The following is an 18,771-nucleotide window of genomic DNA, read 5'->3' as shown; positions in this document are numbered from 1 at the left end:
AGGCTGACGCGCACTGAATGCGACAGGTCCGGTTCTGCCGGATCGTGACTATGAAGGGGAGGAACACTCATATGGATCGTCGTTCATTTCTGAAAAAATCCGCGCTGGGCGGTTCGGCAGCCGCAGCAACCGCTCTGGCGGCTCCGGCCTATGCACAGGGACAGCGCACACTGACCATGGTGACCTCGTGGGGCCGTGGTTTGGCTGGCGTGTTTGACAGCGCGCAGCGTTGTGCCGACAGCATCAACGCCATGTCGGATGGCAGCCTGAATGTTGAGATCAAGGCGGCAGGCGAACTGGTTGGCGCGTTCGAGGTGTTTGACGCGGTGTCGTCCGGCCAGGCCGACATGTATCACGCCGCTGACTATTACTTTGTCGGTCAGCACCCGGGCTATGCGTTCTTTACGGCAGTGCCTTTCGGCATGACCGCACAGGAACTTGTGAACTGGTACTATCATGACGGCGGTATGGAGCTGCATGATGAGCTGGGCGAAATCTTTGGCCTGAAGTCATTCCTGGCCGGTAACACCGGTGCGCAGGCGGGCGGCTGGTTCTCGAAAGAGATCAACAGCCCCGAAGACTTCAATGGTCTGAAGTTCCGTATGCCCGGTCTGGGCGGTAAAGCTCTGGGCAAACTGGGCGCGTCCGTTCAGAACATCCCCGGTTCCGAAGTGTATCAGGCGCTGTCGTCCGGCGCGATTGACGGAACCGAGTGGATCGGACCCTGGGCCGACGAAAAGGCAGGCTTCCAGGAAATCACCAAGACCTACTACACCGCGGGCTTCCACGAGCCGGGCGCAGGTCTGTCGCTGGCAACCAACCGCGACGTGTTCAATGAACTGACCCCGGCCCAGCAGAAGATCATCGAGATCGCTGCCGCCGAAGCGCACCAGTGGAACCTGGCGCAGTTCCTGGCCAACAACGGTGCCGCCCTGCAGCGCCTGCAGGCCGGTGGCGTCAAGGTTTTGGAATTCCCCGACAGTGTCTGGGATGCGTTCGGCAAGGCCAGCCAAGAGGTTCTGGACGAGAACATGGGCGACGAGCTGTTCAAGAAGATCTACGACAGCGCAATGCCGTCGATGGCGGCTTCGTCGGCATGGAACAACCTGTCGTCGGGTGTCTACACCGCACAGCGTGACCGTGTTCGCGGCTAAATCTTCCTGATCAAAGGAAAAACGGTTTCCCCGCGCCTTGCGGGGAAACCTTTCCCGTTGCGCGAAAGGACTTGGGCAAGCCACAATAGGCCTGCGCGCAACTGAGACGACCTGGGGACAACATGCAGGACGAAAACGGTATCTCGTTCTTCGGCGCCCTGTGGAATGGACTGGTTTGGTTCATTCAGAACATTGCCGAAGCCTTCTATAATTTCGGATATGCGATCACGCATCCGCAGCTCTGGCTGGACTGGTCTGACAAGGCGTCGATCATGCGCTTTGTCTATTACGGCGGTTCGGTCGAATTCTTCTTTGTGGTGTTCACCTTCTTTCTGGTTCTGACAGCCGTCGGGTTGTATTACAGAAACTTCATGTGGGCCATCGTGCGTGGCCTGGAAGGGTTTGCAAACACCACCGGGCGGTTCTTTGCCTGGGCGGGTCTGCTGATGGTAATCCAGCAGATTGTCATCGTATTCATGCAACGGGTCTTTACCCGTCCCGATATGTCCTTCGGTCTGGGAATACCGTTCCAGATGGATATCAGCTGGTTCGCGGAAGAGCTGAAACTGTATAACGCCATGGTCGTCTGTCTGTGCTGTACATACACATTTGTGCAGGGCGGGCATGTGCGCGTTGATCTGATCTATGCCGGTATCAGCCACCGCGCCAAGCGCGTGGTCGATATGTGCGGTGCGTTACTGTTCATGATGCCAATGGCGGTGCTGACCTGGATGTACGGCTGGTTCTTCCTGTGGCGTCACCTGATCGTGCCGAACCCTTCGGCCAGTGACGCGCTGGACCGTCTGGTAGCCAAGTCCCGTGCCTTGCGCTGGAACGTGGAAACCATCGGGTTCAGCCCCAACGGGTTCAATGCCTACTTCCTGTTCAAGATCCTTCTGGTGGCTTTTGCGGCCATGGTGTTCCTGCACGCCGTCGCATTCCTGTACCGGTCGTATCTGGAATTTGTGGAAGGGCCGGAAAGCGTTGGAAAATACCTCGACAAGGACAGCCTTGGTGAGGGTGAAGAAGCCTATGAAGGCGCGCATTAAGGGCGGAGACAAAGACAATGCTATTCGGACTTGATGGCGTCGAGATAGGCCTCATTATCGTATTCTTTTGCCTTTTCGGGGGCATTCTTTCCGGCTTTCCGGTGGCTTTTGCCATCGGCGGGGCGGGGATCATATCCTTTGGCATCATCGCCGCGCTGGACAGTGCGGGGTTGCTGATCCACCAGGCGATTGATGTCGGATCGCAAAGTTATCGGGACCTTGTGAATTCCGGGATCAAGCCGGACACCATATCGGTGTTCCGATACCCGGATTTGCCAAGGCTTGCCGAACCGGTTTTTGCCTCGGGCTGGGAAACCGCGCTGGACCGCAACGTTTCGTTCATCGTGAACCGCATGAACGAGCGCGTACTGGCCGGACAATCCATCGAGACCCTTCTGGCCGTGCTCATGTTTGTTCTGATGGGCATCACGCTGGAACGTTCGAAGATTGCCAATGATCTGCTGACGACGATGGCACGTGTTTTTGGCCCGCTTCCGGGTGGTCTGGCCGTGTCAATTGTGGTTGTGGGGGCGTTTCTGGCGGCTTCGACCGGTATCGTTGGCGCGACCGTTGTGACGATGGGCCTGCTGGCGCTTCCAACCATGTTGCGCAACAACTATTCACCGGAACTGGCGACCGGTGTGATCGCGGCATCGGGCACCTTGGGGCAGATCATTCCGCCGTCGATCGTGATCGTCCTACTGGGCACATTGGCAGGAGATCTGTATTCGACAGCCCAGGAAACCAGGGCTGTTGAGGCCGGTTGCACCGACGCGCTGACCTATCTGGGTGAGCCTGCGGTTGTCTCGGTCGGGACATTGTTCCAGGCTGCGCTGTTGCCAGGGATCATGCTGGCGCTGCTCTATGCGCTCTATGCCTTTGGTTATGCATTGCTGAATCCACACAAAGCGCCCGCTGTGGCTGTGTCCGGTGGTTCCGGGGAACCCATTACGCGGTCAGAAGGCCTGACATGGTTGCTGGGTGCGCCTGTAGCCCTGATCGTCGGCGCGGTCCTTTTGGGCAATGTCGGTGTGATCGGAAGCCAGAACATCTCGGTCTCGGCCTTCTCGGATATCGGCGAGGGTGCGTCGCTGCGGACCAACGTATCGGAAGAATGCAAGGCGTCAATGATCGACCTGCATGGGCAGGCTGCATGGGATCAGGCGGTTTCCGAGCAGGAAGCCATTGATGCCGCGGGCGGCACAACCCAAGCGCATCGCCTGACAGAAGAGGAACTGGCTGCTGAACAGCAAAAAAGGATTGCCGATGCGGCACCGATCGGCACCGGAGTGGCGGTTACCCTCGTCCTGCTGGGTCTGACCCTGGTTCTGGGCCGAGGGATCGCACCGTCGCGGTCACCGCAACCGCTGATACTTGGCGCAATCGGGCTGCTGCTGATGGCACTGGTCGATATCCTGATGATATCGCCTACCACATCCTCTGGCGTGACTTTCGTGCTGCTCGCCCTGCCGTTCGCGCTGGCCATGTATGGTTGCAAGGAGGCTGCGGCCCGCTGTGCCACAAACGATCTGATCCGCGTGGTCTTCCCGCCGCTTGTTCTGATCATCGCGGTGCTGGGCTCGATTCTGGGAGGTGTCACCAATCCGACACCAGCGGCTGCGCTGGGCGCGGGTGGCGCGATCATGCTGGCGGCCTATCGCAAGCTGCAGGATCAGGGCCGTTCGGGCAAAGTGGTCATCTGGTCGACCTTCGCCGTTGTCATTGCACTGCTGATGGGGGTCAACTTTGACCTGCGTATCAATCAAGGCAGTGTGACGGTGGAAACCTGGATCGCCTTCATCATTGCTTATGCGGCCTATCTGTACGCCCTGTTCGGGCTGCTGTACGGATGCTGGGTGCTCTATTCCAGCGGTGTTTTGACCCCGGTGGTGCGTGAGACAGCCAAAGTGACCTCGATGGTGTTCACCATCCTGATCGGATCGCAGTTGCTGAACCTCGTGGTGATTTCATTCGGAGGGGAGCATTATATCCAGCAATTCCTGAAGAGCTTTGACAACGAGTTCACGGTTTTCCTGATCGTGATGCTGGTGCTGTTCATTCTGGGGTTCGTGCTGGATTTCCTCGAGATCATCTACATCGTGATCCCCATCGTGGGCCCGGTGATCTATGGCGGCTCGTTCGATCCGAAATGGGTCACGATCATGGTGGCGGTGAACCTTCAGACGTCGTTCCTGACGCCACCTTTCGGGTTTGCGTTGTTCTACCTTCGAGGGGTTGCGCCGAAAGAGGTCACAACAGGTCATATTTATCGCGGGATCGTTCCGTTTGTTCTGATCCAGGTGATGGGGATCGCGATCTTGTGGTTCTTCCCGACGATTGTCACGATCGTTCCGGACCTGATGCCAAACTGATCCGATCCGGAAGAGAATATTGCAAAGGGGGCCGGCTGGCCCCCTTTTCTGTTTATTTCGGGCAAGGGGCCAGCCCCTTCTTGGCCTGCGGCCAATTCATCCCCGGGATATTTATAGCCAGATTAAGATGCGGATCAGGTGAACTGGATCAGGTCCCAGCGATTGCCGAAGGGATCACGCCAGACAGCGACGATGCCATAGGGTTCGTGGCGTGGGTCTTCTTCGAAGAGGACATCCCCAGCGCGCATATCTGCGTGGTCACGATAAAAGTCATCGGTTTGCAGGAAGAACCCAACGCGCCCGCCGGTCTGGTTGCCTATGGCGGCGGTTTGTTCAGGTCCGTCAGCCTTTGCCAATAGAAGGCATCCGCTGTCCGAACCTGGAGGCGCGATGAGAACCCAGCGCTTGCCATGGCCGAGGTCGATGTCCTTGATGAGTTGGAAGCTGAGTGTCTTTGTATAAAACAAGATGGCGTCGTCGTAATCCGGCACAACAAGGGTGACGGCATGCAGGCTTTGTTTCATCGCGCGGTCAGCCTTTGGTCGGATGCCGGTCAGGGAGCTGGATATTGGCGACCTGTTCGGCGATTGGCGGCGCCGACAAGGGGTGATGCGATGTGCCGGAATAAGCATCCGGATCACTGATCTTTTGCCACCCCCCCTGAATATACGCCTCAAGCCCAGAAAACTTGGCTTTGTAGCCCATCTTGGGACTGCCGGGGACCCAGTACCCCAGATAGATATAGGGCAGGCCCGCCTCACGTGCGATGTCGATATGGTCGAGGATCATGTAGGTGCCGAGTGAGTTCTGCGGCTGTTCCGGGTCGTAGAAGGAATAGACCATGCTTAGTCCGTCATCGAGCACATCGGTCAGGCTGACGGCGATCAACTCGCCCGTTTCAGGATCGGCATATTCCACAACGCGGCTGCGGATCGGTGTTTCCTCGATCATCGCGGCGAATTCGAAAACGTCCATGTCAGCCATGCCACCATCGGCGTGACGGGTGTCAAGATAGCGGCGAAACAGCTCGTATTGCTCATCCGTGGCCCATGGCGAGGTTGCGCGGCGTTCCAGATACCCGTTCCGCTTTGCCGTGCGTTTCTGGCTTTTGGTCGGACGGAAGGCTGAAACATCGATCCGGGCCGACAGGCAGGCTGCGCAATCCGTGCACGAAGGCCGGTAGAGTACATTCTGAGACCGGCGAAATCCTTGTTGAGACAGGGAATTGTTCAGCTGTTCAGCCCCTTCGCCTTGCAGGGCGGTGAACAGTTTACGTTCCATCCTGCCGCCAAGATAAGGGCAGGGCTGCGGTGCCGTGACATAGAATTGTGGCGCAATTGGCAGCGTATGTCGCATGAAATCCCCATCCAGCCTCGGGAGGGATGATAGCAACCGTTCCCGAGACCGCCAAGTGTTTCACGCAACCTTGCGTCAGGCCCGTTGATTGATCATGACGGTGCCCAGAAAACTGTCGGTCAGACCCTGGCCACGGGCGCTGGTCATCATCATGATGACCGAGATGATCTGGACCACGGGAAAGGCCATGCTGACGAAATAACCAGCTGTGTGGGCAAGCGCCTTGCCCAGATCCATTCGTTCTCCGAACGCATCGCGCAGCTCGATCCCCATAAAGCGCATACCCAGCGTGGCTGAGCCGTTGGCGATGGTCACCACCCGGTAGACGAAGCTGACAACCGCGTAGATCAGGGCCAGGAAAAACAGACCCAGAAAAGCGGTTAAAAGGATTGCCACCGTGCAAAGCAGCGAAATGAACGCGATATCGAACAGCCAGGCGACAAAGCGTTTGGTTGTCACCGAACGATAGAAATCAGGTTGGGTGTCCGGGTCGGGCAGATGGTTCATTCGAAAGGTCCGTAAAACAGGGGTAGGGGGACCCTGTCCCGAAACACCGGGGCAGGGCAAGGTCAATCAGGCGGGCTCGCCCTTGCCGTCTTCGTCATGGCTTTCGCGGGCGCGTTCATCCATGAATTGATCGAATTCGGCTTTGTCCTTGGCGTCACGCAGGCGGCGCAAGAAGGCTTCGAAATCCTGTTGTTCGCGTTCCAGGCGGGCCAGGGTATCTGCTTTGTAGGCGTCAAAGGCGCTGTTGCCCGAGGGCTTCATTGCACTCATGTGGCTGTGCCAGGATTTGCGGCGGTTGCAGGATTTGCTGAACATGCGTTTGCTCCAGATCATATAGGCCAGCAGGGCAAGGCCAACGGGCCAGAAGAAGATGAAACCAAGAACCATGGCGGCGATCCAGGCCCCTTTGCCTTTGTCATCCAGCCAGGCTTCGGTTCGGTAAAGCCATCCCGGATTCGCGGGGACGGCGGGGTCGGACAATGCGGTCATTTGAGCTCTCCAGGGTTGATGTAAACTCTATTCACATTGCATAGATGGGGTATCGTTTGGTTGGGTGCAAGGGGTAATGTGAAAAAGATTTACATTAAGCAATCCGGTTGACGTTTCAGGATCTGGCTCGCAGGGTCTGGGTATGGATATGACGGACAACAAAGCCGCCCCTGCACTAAAGGACATTCTTGAACTGGAAACGCAGGTCTGGGTGGCGCTGGTTGAAGGCGACGCAAGCGCCGACCGCGCCTTGTTGAGCGCGGATTTTCTGGGTGTTTATCCCACGGGGTTTGCCAATCGGGACGATCACGTCGGGCAATTTGCAGATGCGCCAACGATGGCCGAGTTTGATCTGAGTGACGCTTGGTTACGTGTCCTGACTCCGGATATCGTGTTGCTGTCCTACCGTGCCGATTACCTGCGCCCGGGTGCAGATCGGCGCGAGGCGATGCTGATTTCATCTTTGTGGGAAAGAAGAAACGACGTCTGGGTCAACAGCTTCAGTCAGGACACGCCGGTTCAGGAAACCTGATCAGAATGCCCCATTGACGATTACGTCCTGCAATGCGCAGGGTGCGCGCATGACTGACGCTCTTGCCATTACCCGCCTTCCGCGTGCGTTTGATCCGTCCCTGGGCGATGAAACCCGCGCTCTGATACCTGATCTGTCGCAGGAGATGGGAGAGCTGGTGGCGGGAACCGCCGGGTCCAGCCCATATCTGAAAGGCCTGATAGAGCGTGAAAGGGAATGGCTGCCTGATGCCTTAGTGCGCCCGGACCAGGCGCTGTCTGAAGTCATGGCGGAAGCGCGTGAGCTGCCCCCGGATCAGCTGAAATCCGGCTTGCGGCAGGCAAAGCGGCGTGTGGCGCTGTTGACCGCGCTTGCCGACATCGCAGGTGCCTGGCCGCTTGAGAAAGTCACCGCGGCACTGACCGATTTCGGGGCACTGGCCGCAGATGTTGCGGCCAAGGCCGAGATTGCGACGTTGATCCGGCGCAACAAACTGCCGGGTATGACCGAGGACGATATCGAAACTGCCGCCGGGATGGTCATTCTGGCCATGGGCAAGATGGGCGCGCATGAGCTGAACTACAGCTCGGATATCGATCTGATTGTGCTGTTTGATGAGACACGGTTTGACCCCGACGACTTCTACGAGGCCCGGCAGGGTATGGTGCGGGCAACGCGGAACTTCTGCGCGACGCTTAGCGACAAGACTGCCGATGGCTATGTTTTCCGTACAGATCTGAGGCTGAGACCTGATCCCGCCGTAACACCGGTCTGCATGGCGATGGAGGCCGCTGAACGGTACTACGAAAGCCTTGGCCGCACGTGGGAGCGCGCAGCATATATTAAGGCCCGCCCCTGCGCCGGAGACTTGGCCGCGGGGCAGCGGTTTCTGGACACATTACGCCCTTTTGTCTGGCGTCGCCATCTGGATTTTGCCGCCATTCAGGACGCGCATGATATGCGTCTTCGAATTCGCGAAAACAAGGGTACGGGCGGGGCCTTGTCGATCCCCGGCCACGACATGAAGCTGGGGCAGGGCGGTATTCGCGAGATCGAGTTCTTCACCCAGACCCGTCAGTTGATCGCAGGTGGCCGCGATCCGGATTTACGGGTGCGCGGAACGGTCCCGGGGTTGGCGGCGTTGGCGTCAAAAGGCTGGGTGCCGCAGGATGTCGCGGACAAACTGACCGATCATTATCGGGCGCATCGCGAAGTCGAACACCGCATTCAGATGGTTCATGATGCACAGACGCATAAGGTGCCGAAATCACCGGAAGGCATCGAACGCATCGCCTGTCTGATGGGGATCGGCAGCGACGAACTGAAACAGGACCTGAAAAACCGCCTGACGGAAGTACACGAACTGACCGAAGGTTTTTTTGCGCCCGGGCCCGGTCCTGCACCTGTGGCGGCGCAGGATGTGGAGTTTGACCAGAGTGTTCTGGCCCGGTGGACGACCTATCCGGCCTTAAGGTCCCAGCGCGGGTCGCGGATATTCGAACGGTTGCGGCCCGAGCTGCTGTCGCGTCTTGCCAAGACCGCCAAACCGGACGAGGCGTTGATGGCGCTGGACGGGTTTCTGTCAGGCCTTCCTGCCGGGGTGCAGCTGTTTTCATTGTTCGAGGCCAATCCGCAACTGATTGACCTACTGGTCGATATCGTTGGCACGTCTCATGCTCTGGCCTCGCATCTGTCGCACAATGCCTTGGTTTTCGATGCGGTGATCGGCGGCAGTTTCTTTGCCGATTGGCCGGGGCAGAAGGCTTTGCAAATCGAACTGGCCCGTGCGCTGGCGGAAGAGCCTGACTATGAAACCCGGCTCGACCTTGCGCGGCGCTGGTGTAAGGAATGGCATTTCCGGGTCGGTGTCCACCACTTGCGCGGTCTGATCGACGGGGCACAGGCAGGCCGGCAATATGCAGAGCTTGCACAATCGGTGATTGCCGCCATCCTGCCATATGTTGCCGAAAATTTCGCCCGCAAACACGGGCCCGCACCGGGGCGCGGAGCGGCGGTGTTGGGCATGGGGTCGCTGGGCGCAGGACGGATCAATTCGCAATCCGATCTGGACATGATTGTGATCTATGACCCGCAGGATCAGGACATGTCCGATGGTCCGCGCCCTCTGGCCACGCGCACCTATTATGCGCGGTTCACGCAGGCGCTGATCACAGCACTTTCAGCTCCGATGTCACAGGGGCGGCTGTATGAAGTTGACATGCGCCTGCGCCCGTCCGGCAATCAGGGGCCGGTCGCCACCAGTTGGGCCAGCTTTACCAATTATCAGCAGAACGAGGCCTGGGTGTGGGAACATCTGGCCCTGACCCGTGCTCATGTCGTTGCGGGTGATGCCGGTTTGGCAAATGATATCGAAGCGTTCCGCGCCGGGTTTCTGTCGCGCCCACGCGAGCGGGACAATGTCTTGCGCGAAGTCGCCGAGATGCGAACGCGCCTGGCCGCAGCCAAGGCACCTGCCGGGATTTGGGATGCCAAAAACGGGCCCGGCCGCCTGATGGACATCGAACTGATGGCCGAAACCGGTGCCTTGCTGGCAGGGACTACGGCACGCGATGTGTCCTCGGGCCTCGATGGAGCCGTCGCTGCCGGGTTGCTGGATGTCGCGCAGGCGCAATCCCTGAAAGACTGCTACAGCCTATGCTGGTCGGTGCAATGTGCGGCCCGGCTTCTATCGGGCAAAGTCATCGAGGCGGAGCAGATCGGTGAAGGAGGTGTGGATTTCCTGTGCCGTGCCACCGGGTTTGAACAGGTCGATGCACTGCAACGGGCATTGCAGGAGAGTTACACAACTGCGGCCGACCTGATCGGCAGCGTGATCCAAGAGGGCGAAGATGGCACGCAGCACTGATCCCAATGACCACAAAGGTCTGATCCAGGAAGCTTATCGCATCGAAGGCATCACCCTGCCGGAATGCCGCAGCATATTTCTGGACTGGGCGCTCAGCCTGCCCGAAGAGCGTGACCAGAACACGGCGCTGACCGAGTTGCATGCGGCATACGCGCTGCACAGCCCGGATCATCCCATGACTCAGGTTCTGTCCGAGGGCCTTCAGGCGGCCCAAACCCCGAAACGGCGCGGTGGCTGGCGTTCGCGAAGCCGCTAGGTCTTTTCCATCGGCACATTCGCGACTAAGAGGGCACCATGACCCAATCTGCCGACCGCCCCCGTATCCGCCTGAAACCCAAAGCCAACGCGCGCGGCCTGCGCCATGGCTTCCCTTGGGTCTATGCAAATGACATCGTCACCGACCGCCGTACGCGCAAGATCCCCGCAGGCGCTCTGGCGATTCTCGAGGATGACACTCCCGCAGCGCTTGCGCTGGTGGCGGTCAATCCTGAGTCAAAAATCATGTGCAGGGTGCTGGATCGTGATACCAACGCGCAGTTGGACAATACTTGGTTCGAAACCCGCCTCAGCCGCGCCCTTGCACTGCGTGAACGTCTGTTTGATGCGCCTTTCTACCGTCTGGTCCATGCCGAGGCCGATGGCTTTCCCGGTGTGATCATCGACAGGTTTGGCGATACCTGTGTCATCCAGCCCAACGCGGCCTGGGCCGAGGTGCATCTGGATACGCTCACCGATGCGCTGATCAAGGTCGCAGGCGTGACGACGGTGCTGAAAAACGCCTCGGGCCGCACGCGCGGGCTGGAAGGGCTGGACGATGAGAACCTGACTTTGCACGGCACTGCACCCGACGCGCCCCTGCCTGTGCCAATGAATGGTGCCACGTATATGGCCGACCTGACCGGAGGTCAGAAAACCGGCCTGTTTTACGATCAACGCCCCAACCAAGCCTTTGCCTCACGGCTGGTACATCCCGGAGCGCAGGTGCTGGACGTGTTCAGTCATGTCGGCGGCTTTGGTCTGGCGATGCTGGCCGCAGGTGCCGGACGGGCCTTATCCGTCGATGGGTCTGCGGCCGCGCTGGAACTGGCCACCAAAGGTGCCGAGGCTTCGGGCCTTGCCGACAGGTTCCAGACCCGGCAGGGCGACGCGTTCGATGTACTGACTCAATTGGGGGACGAGGGTGCGGTTTTTGACGTGGTCATTTGTGACCCACCTGCCTTTGCCCCATCAAAACAAGCGCTGGATGCGGGTTTGCGCGCCTATGAACGTATCGCACGGCTTGCCGCACCTCTGGTCAAACCGGGCGGCTATCTGGGGCTGTGCTCGTGTTCTCATGCCGCCGATCTGGGACGGTTCCGCGATGCCTCCTCCCGCGGGATCGGCCGGGCGGGCCGAAAGTCGCAACTGATCCACACCGGATTTGCTGGGCCGGATCATCCGCAACTGCCGCAACTGGCGGAAAGCGGCTACCTCAAGGCGGTGTTTTACCGCCTATGAAGGCTGTTCTCGACACTTGCGTCCTCTATCCCACGGTCATGCGCGAAATGCTATTGGGCGCCGCGCGATTGGGACACTTCACCCCGATCTGGTCCGCCCGCATCCTCGAAGAATGGGCCCGCGCCGCCCGCAAGCTGGGCCCGACGGGGGAGGCGCAGGCGCGTGCTGAAATCGCGCTGGTGCAAGGTGCCTGGCCGGATGCCGAACGTCCAGCGAACGAGGGTCTTCAAAACCGTCTGTGGCTGCCGGACGCCGCAGATATCCACGTGCTGGCCACAGCAATCGCGGCTTCCGCTGATCTGATTGTCACGGTAAATGCCAAGGATTTTCCCAGAAATATCCTGACTGATGAAGGGCTTGACCGGAAAGATCCCGACAGCCTGTTGTACAGCTTCTGGCAGTCAAACCCAGAAGGCATGAGCACACTTGCCACACAGGTCCTTGCCGAAGCCGATCGCCTCTCAGGCGAACAATGGACTCTCCGCGCGCTCATGAAAAAAGCCCGGCTTCCGCGATTGGGCAAAGCGCTCGCCATCTGAGCGGGATCCAGCTTCATCTGGCCAAAAATATCCCGGAGAGCGCGAGAGGCTGGCCTCTCGCAGCACAGGCATCACCCGCGTGCCCAACGCTGTTCAAGCTTTTCCAACGCCGCAACACGTTCATCTGTCTTGGGATGGCTCATCAGCCAGGCCGGGACCACCCCGGCGCGCTGCTGTGTCAACTCTTCCAGCTTGTGAAACAGTGATTTCTGTGGTCCGATTCCAATCCCGGCTTTTGTCAGCAAAGCGGCTGCGTATTCATCCGCCTCATACTCGTCCTGCCGCGACAGGCGCGAGGCGATCAGTGCGGTCAACGCATTGGCAATCATCGCCCCGACAAAGGGGATGAACCTGTTCAGAACCATGATCAGCGCCGTTCGCATCGCATTCTGCCCTGAAAAATCGATCATCCGCCGCCGTGCGTGACCCAGCGCCACGTGCCCCAACTCATGCGCGATTACACTGGCCATTTCCTCAGCCGAAACCTCTCCGTTGTGAAACTTGCGGTAAAATCCCCGCGTGATGAATATCCGCCCGTCCGGCGCGGCCAGCCCGTTCACCGGGTCGATCTCGTAGATATAGACCGGCACCCGTTCGATCCCGAGCGCCGCCGCCAGCCGGTCGGTCATGCGTTTCAGCGCCGGATCGGCAAGTTCCGTCGATTTCGCATCCAGTTCCCGATGGGTGCGCCAGACGGAAATCCGGTACATCACAATTCCATAGGCAATGGCCAGCAGGATCGGGGTCAGGCGAAGCATGGGTTAGATATGGTAGCACTGGGCTTTTAGAGCAAACGAAAAATTCAGGGGCCGCTATTGGGACAAAGCTACCGCCAGAATTCTGCGATCCTGCGGCAGCTTTGTTGATCTATAGGATGCGATGTAGCAATCAAAGACCTGTAGACGGCTCAACTTCCAGTAAGACGAAAGTCTTCTTTCCATTGACGTCGAATTTCTGAACCACGTCACCTTCGCGAACGACCGTCAGACAACGATAGCGGCCTTCATCCGCTACCATGGAAACACAAACCTGATCCGTATCAGTGATCGCAAATGCTCCCGTACCCGTCCAACCGCCGTTGGTTAATTCGCCACTGACGATATTGTTCGGGTCGTAATAGAAACGGAACGTCTTCTCTCCGGAACTGGCTGTGACCCTGTTTCCGATCAGTAACTCGGCTATCTGTTCTGCATTCAGCTTTTTGCCGCCATTGGCCAATGCCGCTTCAAGGTCAGTTTGCGCGAAGACCGAGCCGCCGGCACAGGTTATTGCGGCCGCCATGAGCAGTGTTCTCAACCGTGGCATGTTCCTTCTCCTTTCATGATGGGGGAAACGTATCGGGATGATTTCCCGCCATACGGAAGTTAGAAGGATTCCGGCCGCGGCACTTGATCGAAAGCTGATATTTCCTGACATTTAGATGACAATTGGCAAAATCCGTTGAGCGACAAACACAGCCGGATGTAAGTTGAACTATGTACAGGTTTTTGGATTTTGAACTTGACCCGGCAAAAGGTTTGAGCCGCAGCGGACATCCGGTGGCATTGGAGCCTCAGGCACTTCAATTGCTTGAATTACTGATTAGAAACCGCAGTCGAATCGTCACCAAGGATGAAATAGTTGATGAAGTCTGGGCCGGAAAGGCCATAACGGACGCAGCTCTGAACACGCGAATCCGCTCTGTACGAAAAGCACTGGGCGATAGCGCGGCGAGTTCGGAGTACATCAAGACGCTTCCCAAGCGCGGGTTTCAGTTCGTTGCGCCGGTCGTTCAAAACGAGCCTTCGGAACAGCAATCTGGCAGGCCTTCAAAACGGCTTGCTCTTGCTGCGAGCATTGTTTTGGCGTGTGCTCTTGCCATTGTCTTTTTTTCTGTCTCCTTTGAACGGCAAGGATTGCCAGATACCGAAACCCCGTCATTGGCTGTTGTTCGTTTTGATAATCTGGGCGGTGATAACGCGGGGCAGTACTTTGTCGATGGTCTTACAGACGATCTGACCACTCACCTGTCACGCAACCGTGACTTGTTCGTCGTTTCCAGCGCGACGATGTTTTCTTATGCGCGTGGCGAGGCGAGCCCGATCGAAATCGCCCGCGAACTGGGGGTCGATTACATCGTCCGGGGCAGCGTCCGACGCGCTGGCGATCGGGTGCGGGTTAGCGGAGAACTTATTGATGTGGATGCCAGCGAAACTATTTGGGCAGAGAGTTTCGAACGGCAAACAACGGGTATCTTTGCGGTTCAGGACGAGATTAGCCAAGCAATCGCCGGGCAATTGTTGCCGGAAATATACCTGTCGGACGCGACGCGCTCACAGGGAAAGCCAACCGAGGACATGGGAGCGTGGGACCTGTACCTTCGTGGTCGGGTGCGTCAATCCGAGTTTACCAAGGAGGCACAGGAGGAAGCCGCAAGCTACGCGCGGGAAGCGATTGCGGCTGATCCTGGTTTTGCCGCAGCCTACAGCCTGTTGGCTCGTGCCCTTGGGACGACTTTTTTCTTCCAATGGGCAGACACCCCGCAGAACACGCTCATATCCGCTACCGAAGCCGCTACGCGAGCTATAGAACTCGACGGTCAGGAAGCGCAGGCCCACGCGGCATTGGGATATATTTACCGGTTTACCGGCGAGGCGGATCCTGCCATCGCAAACCTCGAACGCGCGGTAGCTCTCAATCCCAATGACGCTCGTATCCGTTTGGAACTGGCGCATACTTTCGATTGGTTTCGTATGCAGGACCGTGCGTTGCCGGAAATTGAAATGGCCATTAAACTGAGTCCGCGCGATCCGATGCTGCAGAACATGTACTTTTATAAAGGGCATATCCTGTTTCATCTTGGACGCCACGAAGAGGCGCTGGATACTGCAAGGCAGCTGGGCACTGTCGCGACAAGCAACACGTGGCGTCTGTTTCATCATCTACTGCGCGCCGCAAACCTTGCCGAAATGGACCGACCGGAAGAAGCTCGTGAGGCCGTGGAGGCGGCTATGCGCATTAATCCGAAACTTTCAATTTCGGCGATGAAGAGACAGTTCGCAGGATCGAAAAATCATCCAGAAAACCGAAAAATCTGGTTGGCGAGTTTGAAAAAGGCTGGTGTGCCGGATTAGGTGCAAAAAACAAAAAAGTTCGAAGACTGGACGCTCGTAAGTTGGAAAACCGGTCGCTATGGCCTCAAACCTGCCATCAGCCTCTACCGCGTCAGCTCGCGCATTCCCTTTTCAAGACCAGCCAGTGTCATGGGCACCATGCGATCTTCAAAGATGTCGCGGATCATGCTGATGGAATGGGTATATTCCCAGTATTTCTCGGGCACCGGGTTGATCCACAGGTTTGACGCCCACTGTTCGCGCGCGCGTTGCAGCCAGACCTGACCAGCTTCCTGATTCCAATGTTCATTGGCACCGCCGGGATAGGCGATCTCATAGGGGCTCATCGAAGCGTCGCCGACAAAGATGCACTTGTAGTCGGACCCATAGGTGCGCAGCACTTCGTGGGTCGGGGTCTGTTGGTTCCAGCGGCGGCGGTTGTCCCGCCAGACCCCTTCATACAGGCAATTGTGAAAGTAGTAATATTCCAGATGCTTGAACTCGGTTCTTGCAGCGGAAAACAGCTCTTCAACCACCTTGATATGCGGGTCCATCGAGCCGCCGACATCCAGAAACAACAGTACTTTGACGGCGTTGTGGCGCTCGGGCCGGGTTTTGACATCCAGATAGCCATGCTCGGCCGTGGCACGGATGGTGCCGTCCAGATCCAGCTCTTCGGCTGCTCCCTCCCGCGCCCAGCGGCGCAGGCGTTTCAGGGCGACCTTGATGTTGCGGGTGCCCAGTTCAACCGTATCGTCGAGGTTCCTGAATTCCCGTTTGTCCCAGACCTTGACCGCACGCTGGTGACGGCTTTCTTTCTGACCGATACGGACGCCTTCGGGGTTGTACCCATAGGCCCCGAACGGAGAGGTTCCTGCGGTGCCGATCCACTTGTTGCCGCCCTGATGACGGCCCTGTTGTTCCTTGAGCCGTTCGCGCAGTGTTTCCATCAGCTTGTCGAACCCGCCAAGCGCTTCGATCTCGGCTTTTTCCTCCTCCGACAGGTGTTTCTCGGCCATCTTGGCGAGCCAATCGGCAGGGATATCGACAGCTTCCAACACCTGATCGAAACTGATCTCGCCCAAGCCCTCAAAGCTGGCGGCAAAGGCGCGGTCGAATTTGTCGATATTGCGCTCGTCCTTCACCATCGACACCCGGGCAAGGTAATAAAACGCTTCGACATCATAGGTGACCAGACCCTTTTTCATGCCTTCCAGAAAAGTCAGATACTCCCGGAGTGATACCGGGATGCCCGCTTTGCGGAGGTTTTTGAAAAAGGGCAGGAACATTGCGTCATGCCACCATGCGAAGCAGAACCAGCGAGATCACCAGCCCCACAAGCGCAAAAGCGATCCCATATCCGGCGGCATACTGTGCCATGTCAGCGCCGTTTCCATTGCGTTTTTTTGCGGTCAAAGCACCCAGGATTGCACCCAGTATCGCCATTCCCAGTACTAGCAACATATGCGTTTCATCCGTCTTTCGTGCTGTCAGCGGGGCGTCGGCCACTGTTTTGAACCAAAGACTGAGCCACCAAATCAGAACCGAACCCGTATCGCGCCCACCCAAGGCTGTCCAGTCTGACGGCACGTGCCTTTTGTAATTGACCGGCCTGTTTCAAGGCCTCGGATTTCAACAGCAGCAAGGTTGCCAGAAGCGAAGCGTTTTCCGCGCGGGTCATCACGTCGATGGCCTGATCCAGTTCGGGCAGGACCTCTGGCCCGCGATCCTGCGCAAGCGCAAAGGCTGCGGTTTGCGTTGAGACATAAGCCTGATGAACCTCGGTTCCGGGCGTTGCGCGAAGAAACTGTTGCGCGATCTTGAACTGCCGCTGGGCTTCCGCCGGGTCACGAAACTGCTCCATCCGACCCATCAGGTAGTGGGGATAGGCGCGGCGGTGATCCGTCCATCCCAATTGCTGCCCGATGCGGGCTGCCTTTTGCGCGGCGCGTATCTGCCGGGGGGAACCCGGCCCTGGTCCCAGTGATTTCTGGATCGCGTTGATCCACTCTCGGGGGGTATCCGTTGGCCGTTGCGCGGCTAATCGGTCACCGCGTGGATTCAGGCGGCTGAGAACATCGGGGATGACGGCGGCGACCTGATCCCGTGTCATACCGGTGTGCAGTTCGGGCGCATAGGCCGCGCGTAGGATCAACATGTCGAACCCGGTCAAAACCGTATGAATATTGTCGTCGTTGAACACGGAATCCGGCAGGTGATAGAGGTCGTTCAGCGGACCAAGGGCTTGCGCCAGTTCTTCGTGCAGACAATCGCGCATTTCCTGCGGGCTGACATCGTAGGGGATGAATATCCCCAATCGTTCGCGCTGGCGCAGCTCAACCCAACTGCTTTTGGTCTTGCGGCGGTCGCGCTGATACTCAGCCAGGCTGGACGCGTTTGGCACCACGAAACAGGCCGCGTTTGGCAGAATTTGCAGAATGTCCTTCTGGCTGACCGCTTCGATCGTGATATTGGCCTGACCGTCGTTGATTTGTCGGATGTTGATACCCGCCTCGCGCTTCAGGCGGTTCAGCAGGCGGGTCAAATCCTGCTGCATACTTTGTGTCGGCGATCCGGTCAGGCGAACGGTGATCGGCATTTCGAACCGGGTGAAAACAGGCAGGGCGGCCCCGCTTTCCAGTTCGAAATGCAGGGACAGGAAATCCGCCGCGATGTTCGTGTTGGACCGTGCCGGTGGCGAGGGACGCGGTGCCGCAAAAGACTTGGCTGGTGGCAACGCCACTTCGACATATGAAACATCGTTCCCGATTTCGATTGTCTCGACAGACGTGCAGCCAGCGATAACCAGCGCCAGAAAAAGGGCGCCCAAACGCATCATGGGCGGGCGTACTTGATGAACGGTGTCAGGGTGCCGATGCGATCATAAAGGTGGCGTGCCGTGTGGTTGAACTCTTGCGTCAGCCAGTAAACGGATGGGGCGCCCTGGCGATCCGCCTCTTCATAAACCGCCTGAATCAAGGCGCGACCGACGCCCGTTCCTCGGGTTTCAGGTCGGGCGAACAGGTCTTGCAGGTAACAGACCTTTTCCACTTTCCAAGCGTGGCGATGAAACAGGTAATGCGTCAGCCCGACCAAAACGCCATCCTGTTCCGCAACAAAACAGGAAAAATCCTGTGGGTCGTCGCCCAACAATCTAGAAAAGGTCGTTTCATACACGTTTTCAGGCAGGGTAGTTTCATAAAACGCCAGATAATCCCGCCACATTTCGGCCCACTGATCTTTGTCCTCGGCCCGCAGGGTCCGGATTGTCAGAGCGTTCGCCAAGTGATGACCCCAATACTGCTGCTTTGAAACGCGGTTGCGTCAGGTATTTCGATG

General features: G+C 58.0%; 19 protein-coding genes. 9 read left to right on the top strand and 10 right to left on the bottom strand.

Features of this window, described 5'->3' with window-relative positions:
- The first annotated feature begins 71 nt into the window (after positions 1 to 71).
- From ACR0NZ_RS05460 to ACR0NZ_RS05450, 3 genes are all read left to right on the top strand, one after another.
- Entirely contained in the window at positions 72 to 1,154 is a 1,083-nt protein-coding gene (locus ACR0NZ_RS05460; protein ID WP_480473301.1) for a TRAP transporter substrate-binding protein, read from the top strand.
- A gap of 122 nt (positions 1,155 to 1,276) precedes the next feature.
- The gene (locus tag ACR0NZ_RS05455; RefSeq protein ID WP_480473299.1) at positions 1,277 to 2,203 is read left to right on the top strand and encodes a TRAP transporter small permease subunit; all 927 of its coding nucleotides are present in this window, start codon (positions 1,277 to 1,279) and stop codon (positions 2,201 to 2,203) included.
- A gap of 17 nt (positions 2,204 to 2,220) precedes the next feature.
- Positions 2,221 to 4,575 (top strand): TRAP transporter large permease, encoded by a 2,355-nt coding sequence (locus ACR0NZ_RS05450; protein ID WP_480517395.1) that lies wholly within the window; start codon positions 2,221 to 2,223, stop codon positions 4,573 to 4,575.
- A 134-nt stretch (positions 4,576 to 4,709) separates the two neighbouring features.
- On the opposite strand, the gene ACR0NZ_RS05445 is transcribed toward ACR0NZ_RS05450, so the two are convergent.
- The 4 genes from ACR0NZ_RS05445 to ACR0NZ_RS05430 all read right to left on the bottom strand — a co-directional run bounded on the left by ACR0NZ_RS05445 (position 4,710) and on the right by ACR0NZ_RS05430 (position 6,927).
- Positions 4,710 to 5,099: a VOC family protein gene (locus tag ACR0NZ_RS05445; protein WP_480517393.1), complete on the bottom strand. Its 390-nt coding sequence runs from the start codon at positions 5,097 to 5,099 to the stop codon at positions 4,710 to 4,712.
- 7 nt (positions 5,100 to 5,106) lie between these two features.
- Entirely contained in the window at positions 5,107 to 5,931 is an 825-nt protein-coding gene (locus ACR0NZ_RS05440) for an arginyltransferase (RefSeq protein ID WP_480493009.1), read from the bottom strand.
- A gap of 75 nt (positions 5,932 to 6,006) precedes the next feature.
- Positions 6,007 to 6,438 (bottom strand): RDD family protein, encoded by a 432-nt coding sequence (locus ACR0NZ_RS05435; RefSeq protein ID WP_480473291.1) that lies wholly within the window; start codon positions 6,436 to 6,438, stop codon positions 6,007 to 6,009.
- Between the two features lie 66 nt (positions 6,439 to 6,504).
- Entirely contained in the window at positions 6,505 to 6,927 is a 423-nt protein-coding gene (locus ACR0NZ_RS05430; protein ID WP_480473289.1) for a DUF2852 domain-containing protein, read from the bottom strand.
- A 148-nt stretch (positions 6,928 to 7,075) separates the two neighbouring features.
- Here ACR0NZ_RS05430 and ACR0NZ_RS05425 point away from each other — a divergent pair, with 148 nt between their 5' ends.
- Genes ACR0NZ_RS05425 through ACR0NZ_RS05405 form a run of 5 tightly spaced genes read left to right on the top strand, consistent with a single transcriptional unit; the run spans position 7,076 to position 12,340 of the window.
- A complete protein-coding gene (locus ACR0NZ_RS05425) occupies positions 7,076 to 7,459 on the top strand; it encodes a DUF4440 domain-containing protein (protein WP_480517391.1) in 384 nt (127 codons plus the stop codon).
- Positions 7,460 to 7,508: 49 nt separating this feature from the next.
- The gene (locus ACR0NZ_RS05420) at positions 7,509 to 10,304 is read left to right on the top strand and encodes a [protein-PII] uridylyltransferase family protein (protein WP_480517389.1); all 2,796 of its coding nucleotides are present in this window, start codon (positions 7,509 to 7,511) and stop codon (positions 10,302 to 10,304) included.
- Complete coding sequence (locus tag ACR0NZ_RS05415) at positions 10,288 to 10,560, top strand: hypothetical protein (RefSeq protein ID WP_480517387.1); 273 nt, start codon at positions 10,288 to 10,290, stop codon at positions 10,558 to 10,560. Before ACR0NZ_RS05420 ends, ACR0NZ_RS05415 begins: the two co-directional genes overlap by 17 nt.
- Positions 10,561 to 10,598: 38 nt before the next feature.
- Complete coding sequence (locus ACR0NZ_RS05410; RefSeq protein WP_480517385.1) at positions 10,599 to 11,801, top strand: RSP_2647 family RNA methyltransferase; 1,203 nt, start codon at positions 10,599 to 10,601, stop codon at positions 11,799 to 11,801.
- A complete protein-coding gene (locus ACR0NZ_RS05405) occupies positions 11,798 to 12,340 on the top strand; it encodes an RSP_2648 family PIN domain-containing protein (RefSeq protein ID WP_480473279.1) in 543 nt (180 codons plus the stop codon). The genes ACR0NZ_RS05410 and ACR0NZ_RS05405 overlap by 4 nt, the downstream gene beginning before the upstream one ends.
- A 71-nt stretch (positions 12,341 to 12,411) precedes the next feature.
- On the opposite strand, the gene ACR0NZ_RS05400 is transcribed toward ACR0NZ_RS05405, so the two are convergent.
- Both ACR0NZ_RS05400 and ACR0NZ_RS05395 read right to left on the bottom strand, forming a co-directional pair.
- A complete protein-coding gene (locus ACR0NZ_RS05400; RefSeq protein WP_480473277.1) occupies positions 12,412 to 13,098 on the bottom strand; it encodes a M48 family metallopeptidase in 687 nt (228 codons plus the stop codon).
- 130 nt (positions 13,099 to 13,228) lie between these two features.
- Positions 13,229 to 13,645, bottom strand: a complete 417-nt coding sequence (locus ACR0NZ_RS05395; RefSeq protein WP_480473275.1) for a hypothetical protein — start codon at positions 13,643 to 13,645, stop codon at positions 13,229 to 13,231.
- A gap of 170 nt (positions 13,646 to 13,815) precedes the next feature.
- On the opposite strand from ACR0NZ_RS05395, the gene ACR0NZ_RS05390 reads away from it, so the two are divergent.
- Positions 13,816 to 15,453, top strand: coding sequence for a winged helix-turn-helix domain-containing tetratricopeptide repeat protein (locus ACR0NZ_RS05390; RefSeq protein ID WP_480517383.1), 1,638 nt, complete (start codon positions 13,816 to 13,818; stop codon positions 15,451 to 15,453).
- An 83-nt stretch (positions 15,454 to 15,536) separates the two neighbouring features.
- Here the strand turns inward: ACR0NZ_RS05390 and ACR0NZ_RS05385 are convergent, their stop codons facing one another.
- Genes ACR0NZ_RS05385 through ACR0NZ_RS05370 form a run of 4 tightly spaced genes read right to left on the bottom strand, consistent with a single transcriptional unit; the run spans position 15,537 to position 18,717 of the window.
- Positions 15,537 to 16,721, bottom strand: coding sequence for a vWA domain-containing protein (locus tag ACR0NZ_RS05385; protein WP_480517381.1), 1,185 nt, complete (start codon positions 16,719 to 16,721; stop codon positions 15,537 to 15,539).
- Positions 16,722 to 16,725: 4 nt separating this feature from the next.
- The gene (locus tag ACR0NZ_RS05380; protein ID WP_209503658.1) at positions 16,726 to 16,896 is read right to left on the bottom strand and encodes a hypothetical protein; all 171 of its coding nucleotides are present in this window, start codon (positions 16,894 to 16,896) and stop codon (positions 16,726 to 16,728) included.
- 7 nt (positions 16,897 to 16,903) lie between these two features.
- The gene (locus ACR0NZ_RS05375) at positions 16,904 to 18,271 is read right to left on the bottom strand and encodes a DUF2927 domain-containing protein (protein WP_480517379.1); all 1,368 of its coding nucleotides are present in this window, start codon (positions 18,269 to 18,271) and stop codon (positions 16,904 to 16,906) included.
- Positions 18,268 to 18,717 carry an N-acetyltransferase family protein gene (locus ACR0NZ_RS05370; protein WP_480473267.1) on the bottom strand — a complete coding sequence of 150 codons (450 nt, stop codon included), beginning with the start codon at positions 18,715 to 18,717 and terminating at the stop codon, positions 18,268 to 18,270. Before ACR0NZ_RS05370 ends, ACR0NZ_RS05375 begins: the two co-directional genes overlap by 4 nt.
- Positions 18,718 to 18,771 lie beyond the last annotated feature (54 nt).

The organism is Ruegeria sp. AE3 (genome assembly GCF_056542225.1).
Note: the sequence above shows the minus strand (reverse complement) of the source record. Positions and strands in the feature narration are given on the sequence as shown.

What these genes read in the sequence shown, in the direction of transcription:
- ACR0NZ_RS05400 (WP_480473277.1), bottom strand. Translation starts at nt 13,098, where the DNA reads ATGCTTCGCCTGACCCCGATCCTGCTGGCCATTGCCTATGGAATTGTG.
- ACR0NZ_RS05450 (WP_480517395.1), top strand. Translation starts at nt 2,221, where the DNA reads ATGCTATTCGGACTTGATGGCGTCGAGATAGGCCTCATTATCGTATTC.
- ACR0NZ_RS05390 (WP_480517383.1), top strand. Translation starts at nt 13,816, where the DNA reads ATGTACAGGTTTTTGGATTTTGAACTTGACCCGGCAAAAGGTTTGAGC.
- ACR0NZ_RS05380 (WP_209503658.1), bottom strand. Translation starts at nt 16,896, where the DNA reads ATGTTGCTAGTACTGGGAATGGCGATACTGGGTGCAATCCTGGGTGCT.
- ACR0NZ_RS05460 (WP_480473301.1), top strand. Translation starts at nt 72, where the DNA reads ATGGATCGTCGTTCATTTCTGAAAAAATCCGCGCTGGGCGGTTCGGCA.
- ACR0NZ_RS05435 (WP_480473291.1), bottom strand. Translation starts at nt 6,438, where the DNA reads ATGAACCATCTGCCCGACCCGGACACCCAACCTGATTTCTATCGTTCG.
- ACR0NZ_RS05385 (WP_480517381.1), bottom strand. Translation starts at nt 16,721, where the DNA reads ATGTTCCTGCCCTTTTTCAAAAACCTCCGCAAAGCGGGCATCCCGGTA.
- ACR0NZ_RS05410 (WP_480517385.1), top strand. Translation starts at nt 10,599, where the DNA reads ATGACCCAATCTGCCGACCGCCCCCGTATCCGCCTGAAACCCAAAGCC.
- ACR0NZ_RS05405 (WP_480473279.1), top strand. Translation starts at nt 11,798, where the DNA reads ATGAAGGCTGTTCTCGACACTTGCGTCCTCTATCCCACGGTCATGCGC.
- ACR0NZ_RS05395 (WP_480473275.1), bottom strand. Translation starts at nt 13,645, where the DNA reads ATGCCACGGTTGAGAACACTGCTCATGGCGGCCGCAATAACCTGTGCC.
- ACR0NZ_RS05415 (WP_480517387.1), top strand. Translation starts at nt 10,288, where the DNA reads ATGGCACGCAGCACTGATCCCAATGACCACAAAGGTCTGATCCAGGAA.
- ACR0NZ_RS05455 (WP_480473299.1), top strand. Translation starts at nt 1,277, where the DNA reads ATGCAGGACGAAAACGGTATCTCGTTCTTCGGCGCCCTGTGGAATGGA.
- ACR0NZ_RS05430 (WP_480473289.1), bottom strand. Translation starts at nt 6,927, where the DNA reads ATGACCGCATTGTCCGACCCCGCCGTCCCCGCGAATCCGGGATGGCTT.
- ACR0NZ_RS05420 (WP_480517389.1), top strand. Translation starts at nt 7,509, where the DNA reads ATGACTGACGCTCTTGCCATTACCCGCCTTCCGCGTGCGTTTGATCCG.
- ACR0NZ_RS05375 (WP_480517379.1), bottom strand. Translation starts at nt 18,271, where the DNA reads ATGATGCGTTTGGGCGCCCTTTTTCTGGCGCTGGTTATCGCTGGCTGC.
- ACR0NZ_RS05440 (WP_480493009.1), bottom strand. Translation starts at nt 5,931, where the DNA reads ATGCGACATACGCTGCCAATTGCGCCACAATTCTATGTCACGGCACCG.
- ACR0NZ_RS05425 (WP_480517391.1), top strand. Translation starts at nt 7,076, where the DNA reads ATGACGGACAACAAAGCCGCCCCTGCACTAAAGGACATTCTTGAACTG.
- ACR0NZ_RS05445 (WP_480517393.1), bottom strand. Translation starts at nt 5,099, where the DNA reads ATGAAACAAAGCCTGCATGCCGTCACCCTTGTTGTGCCGGATTACGAC.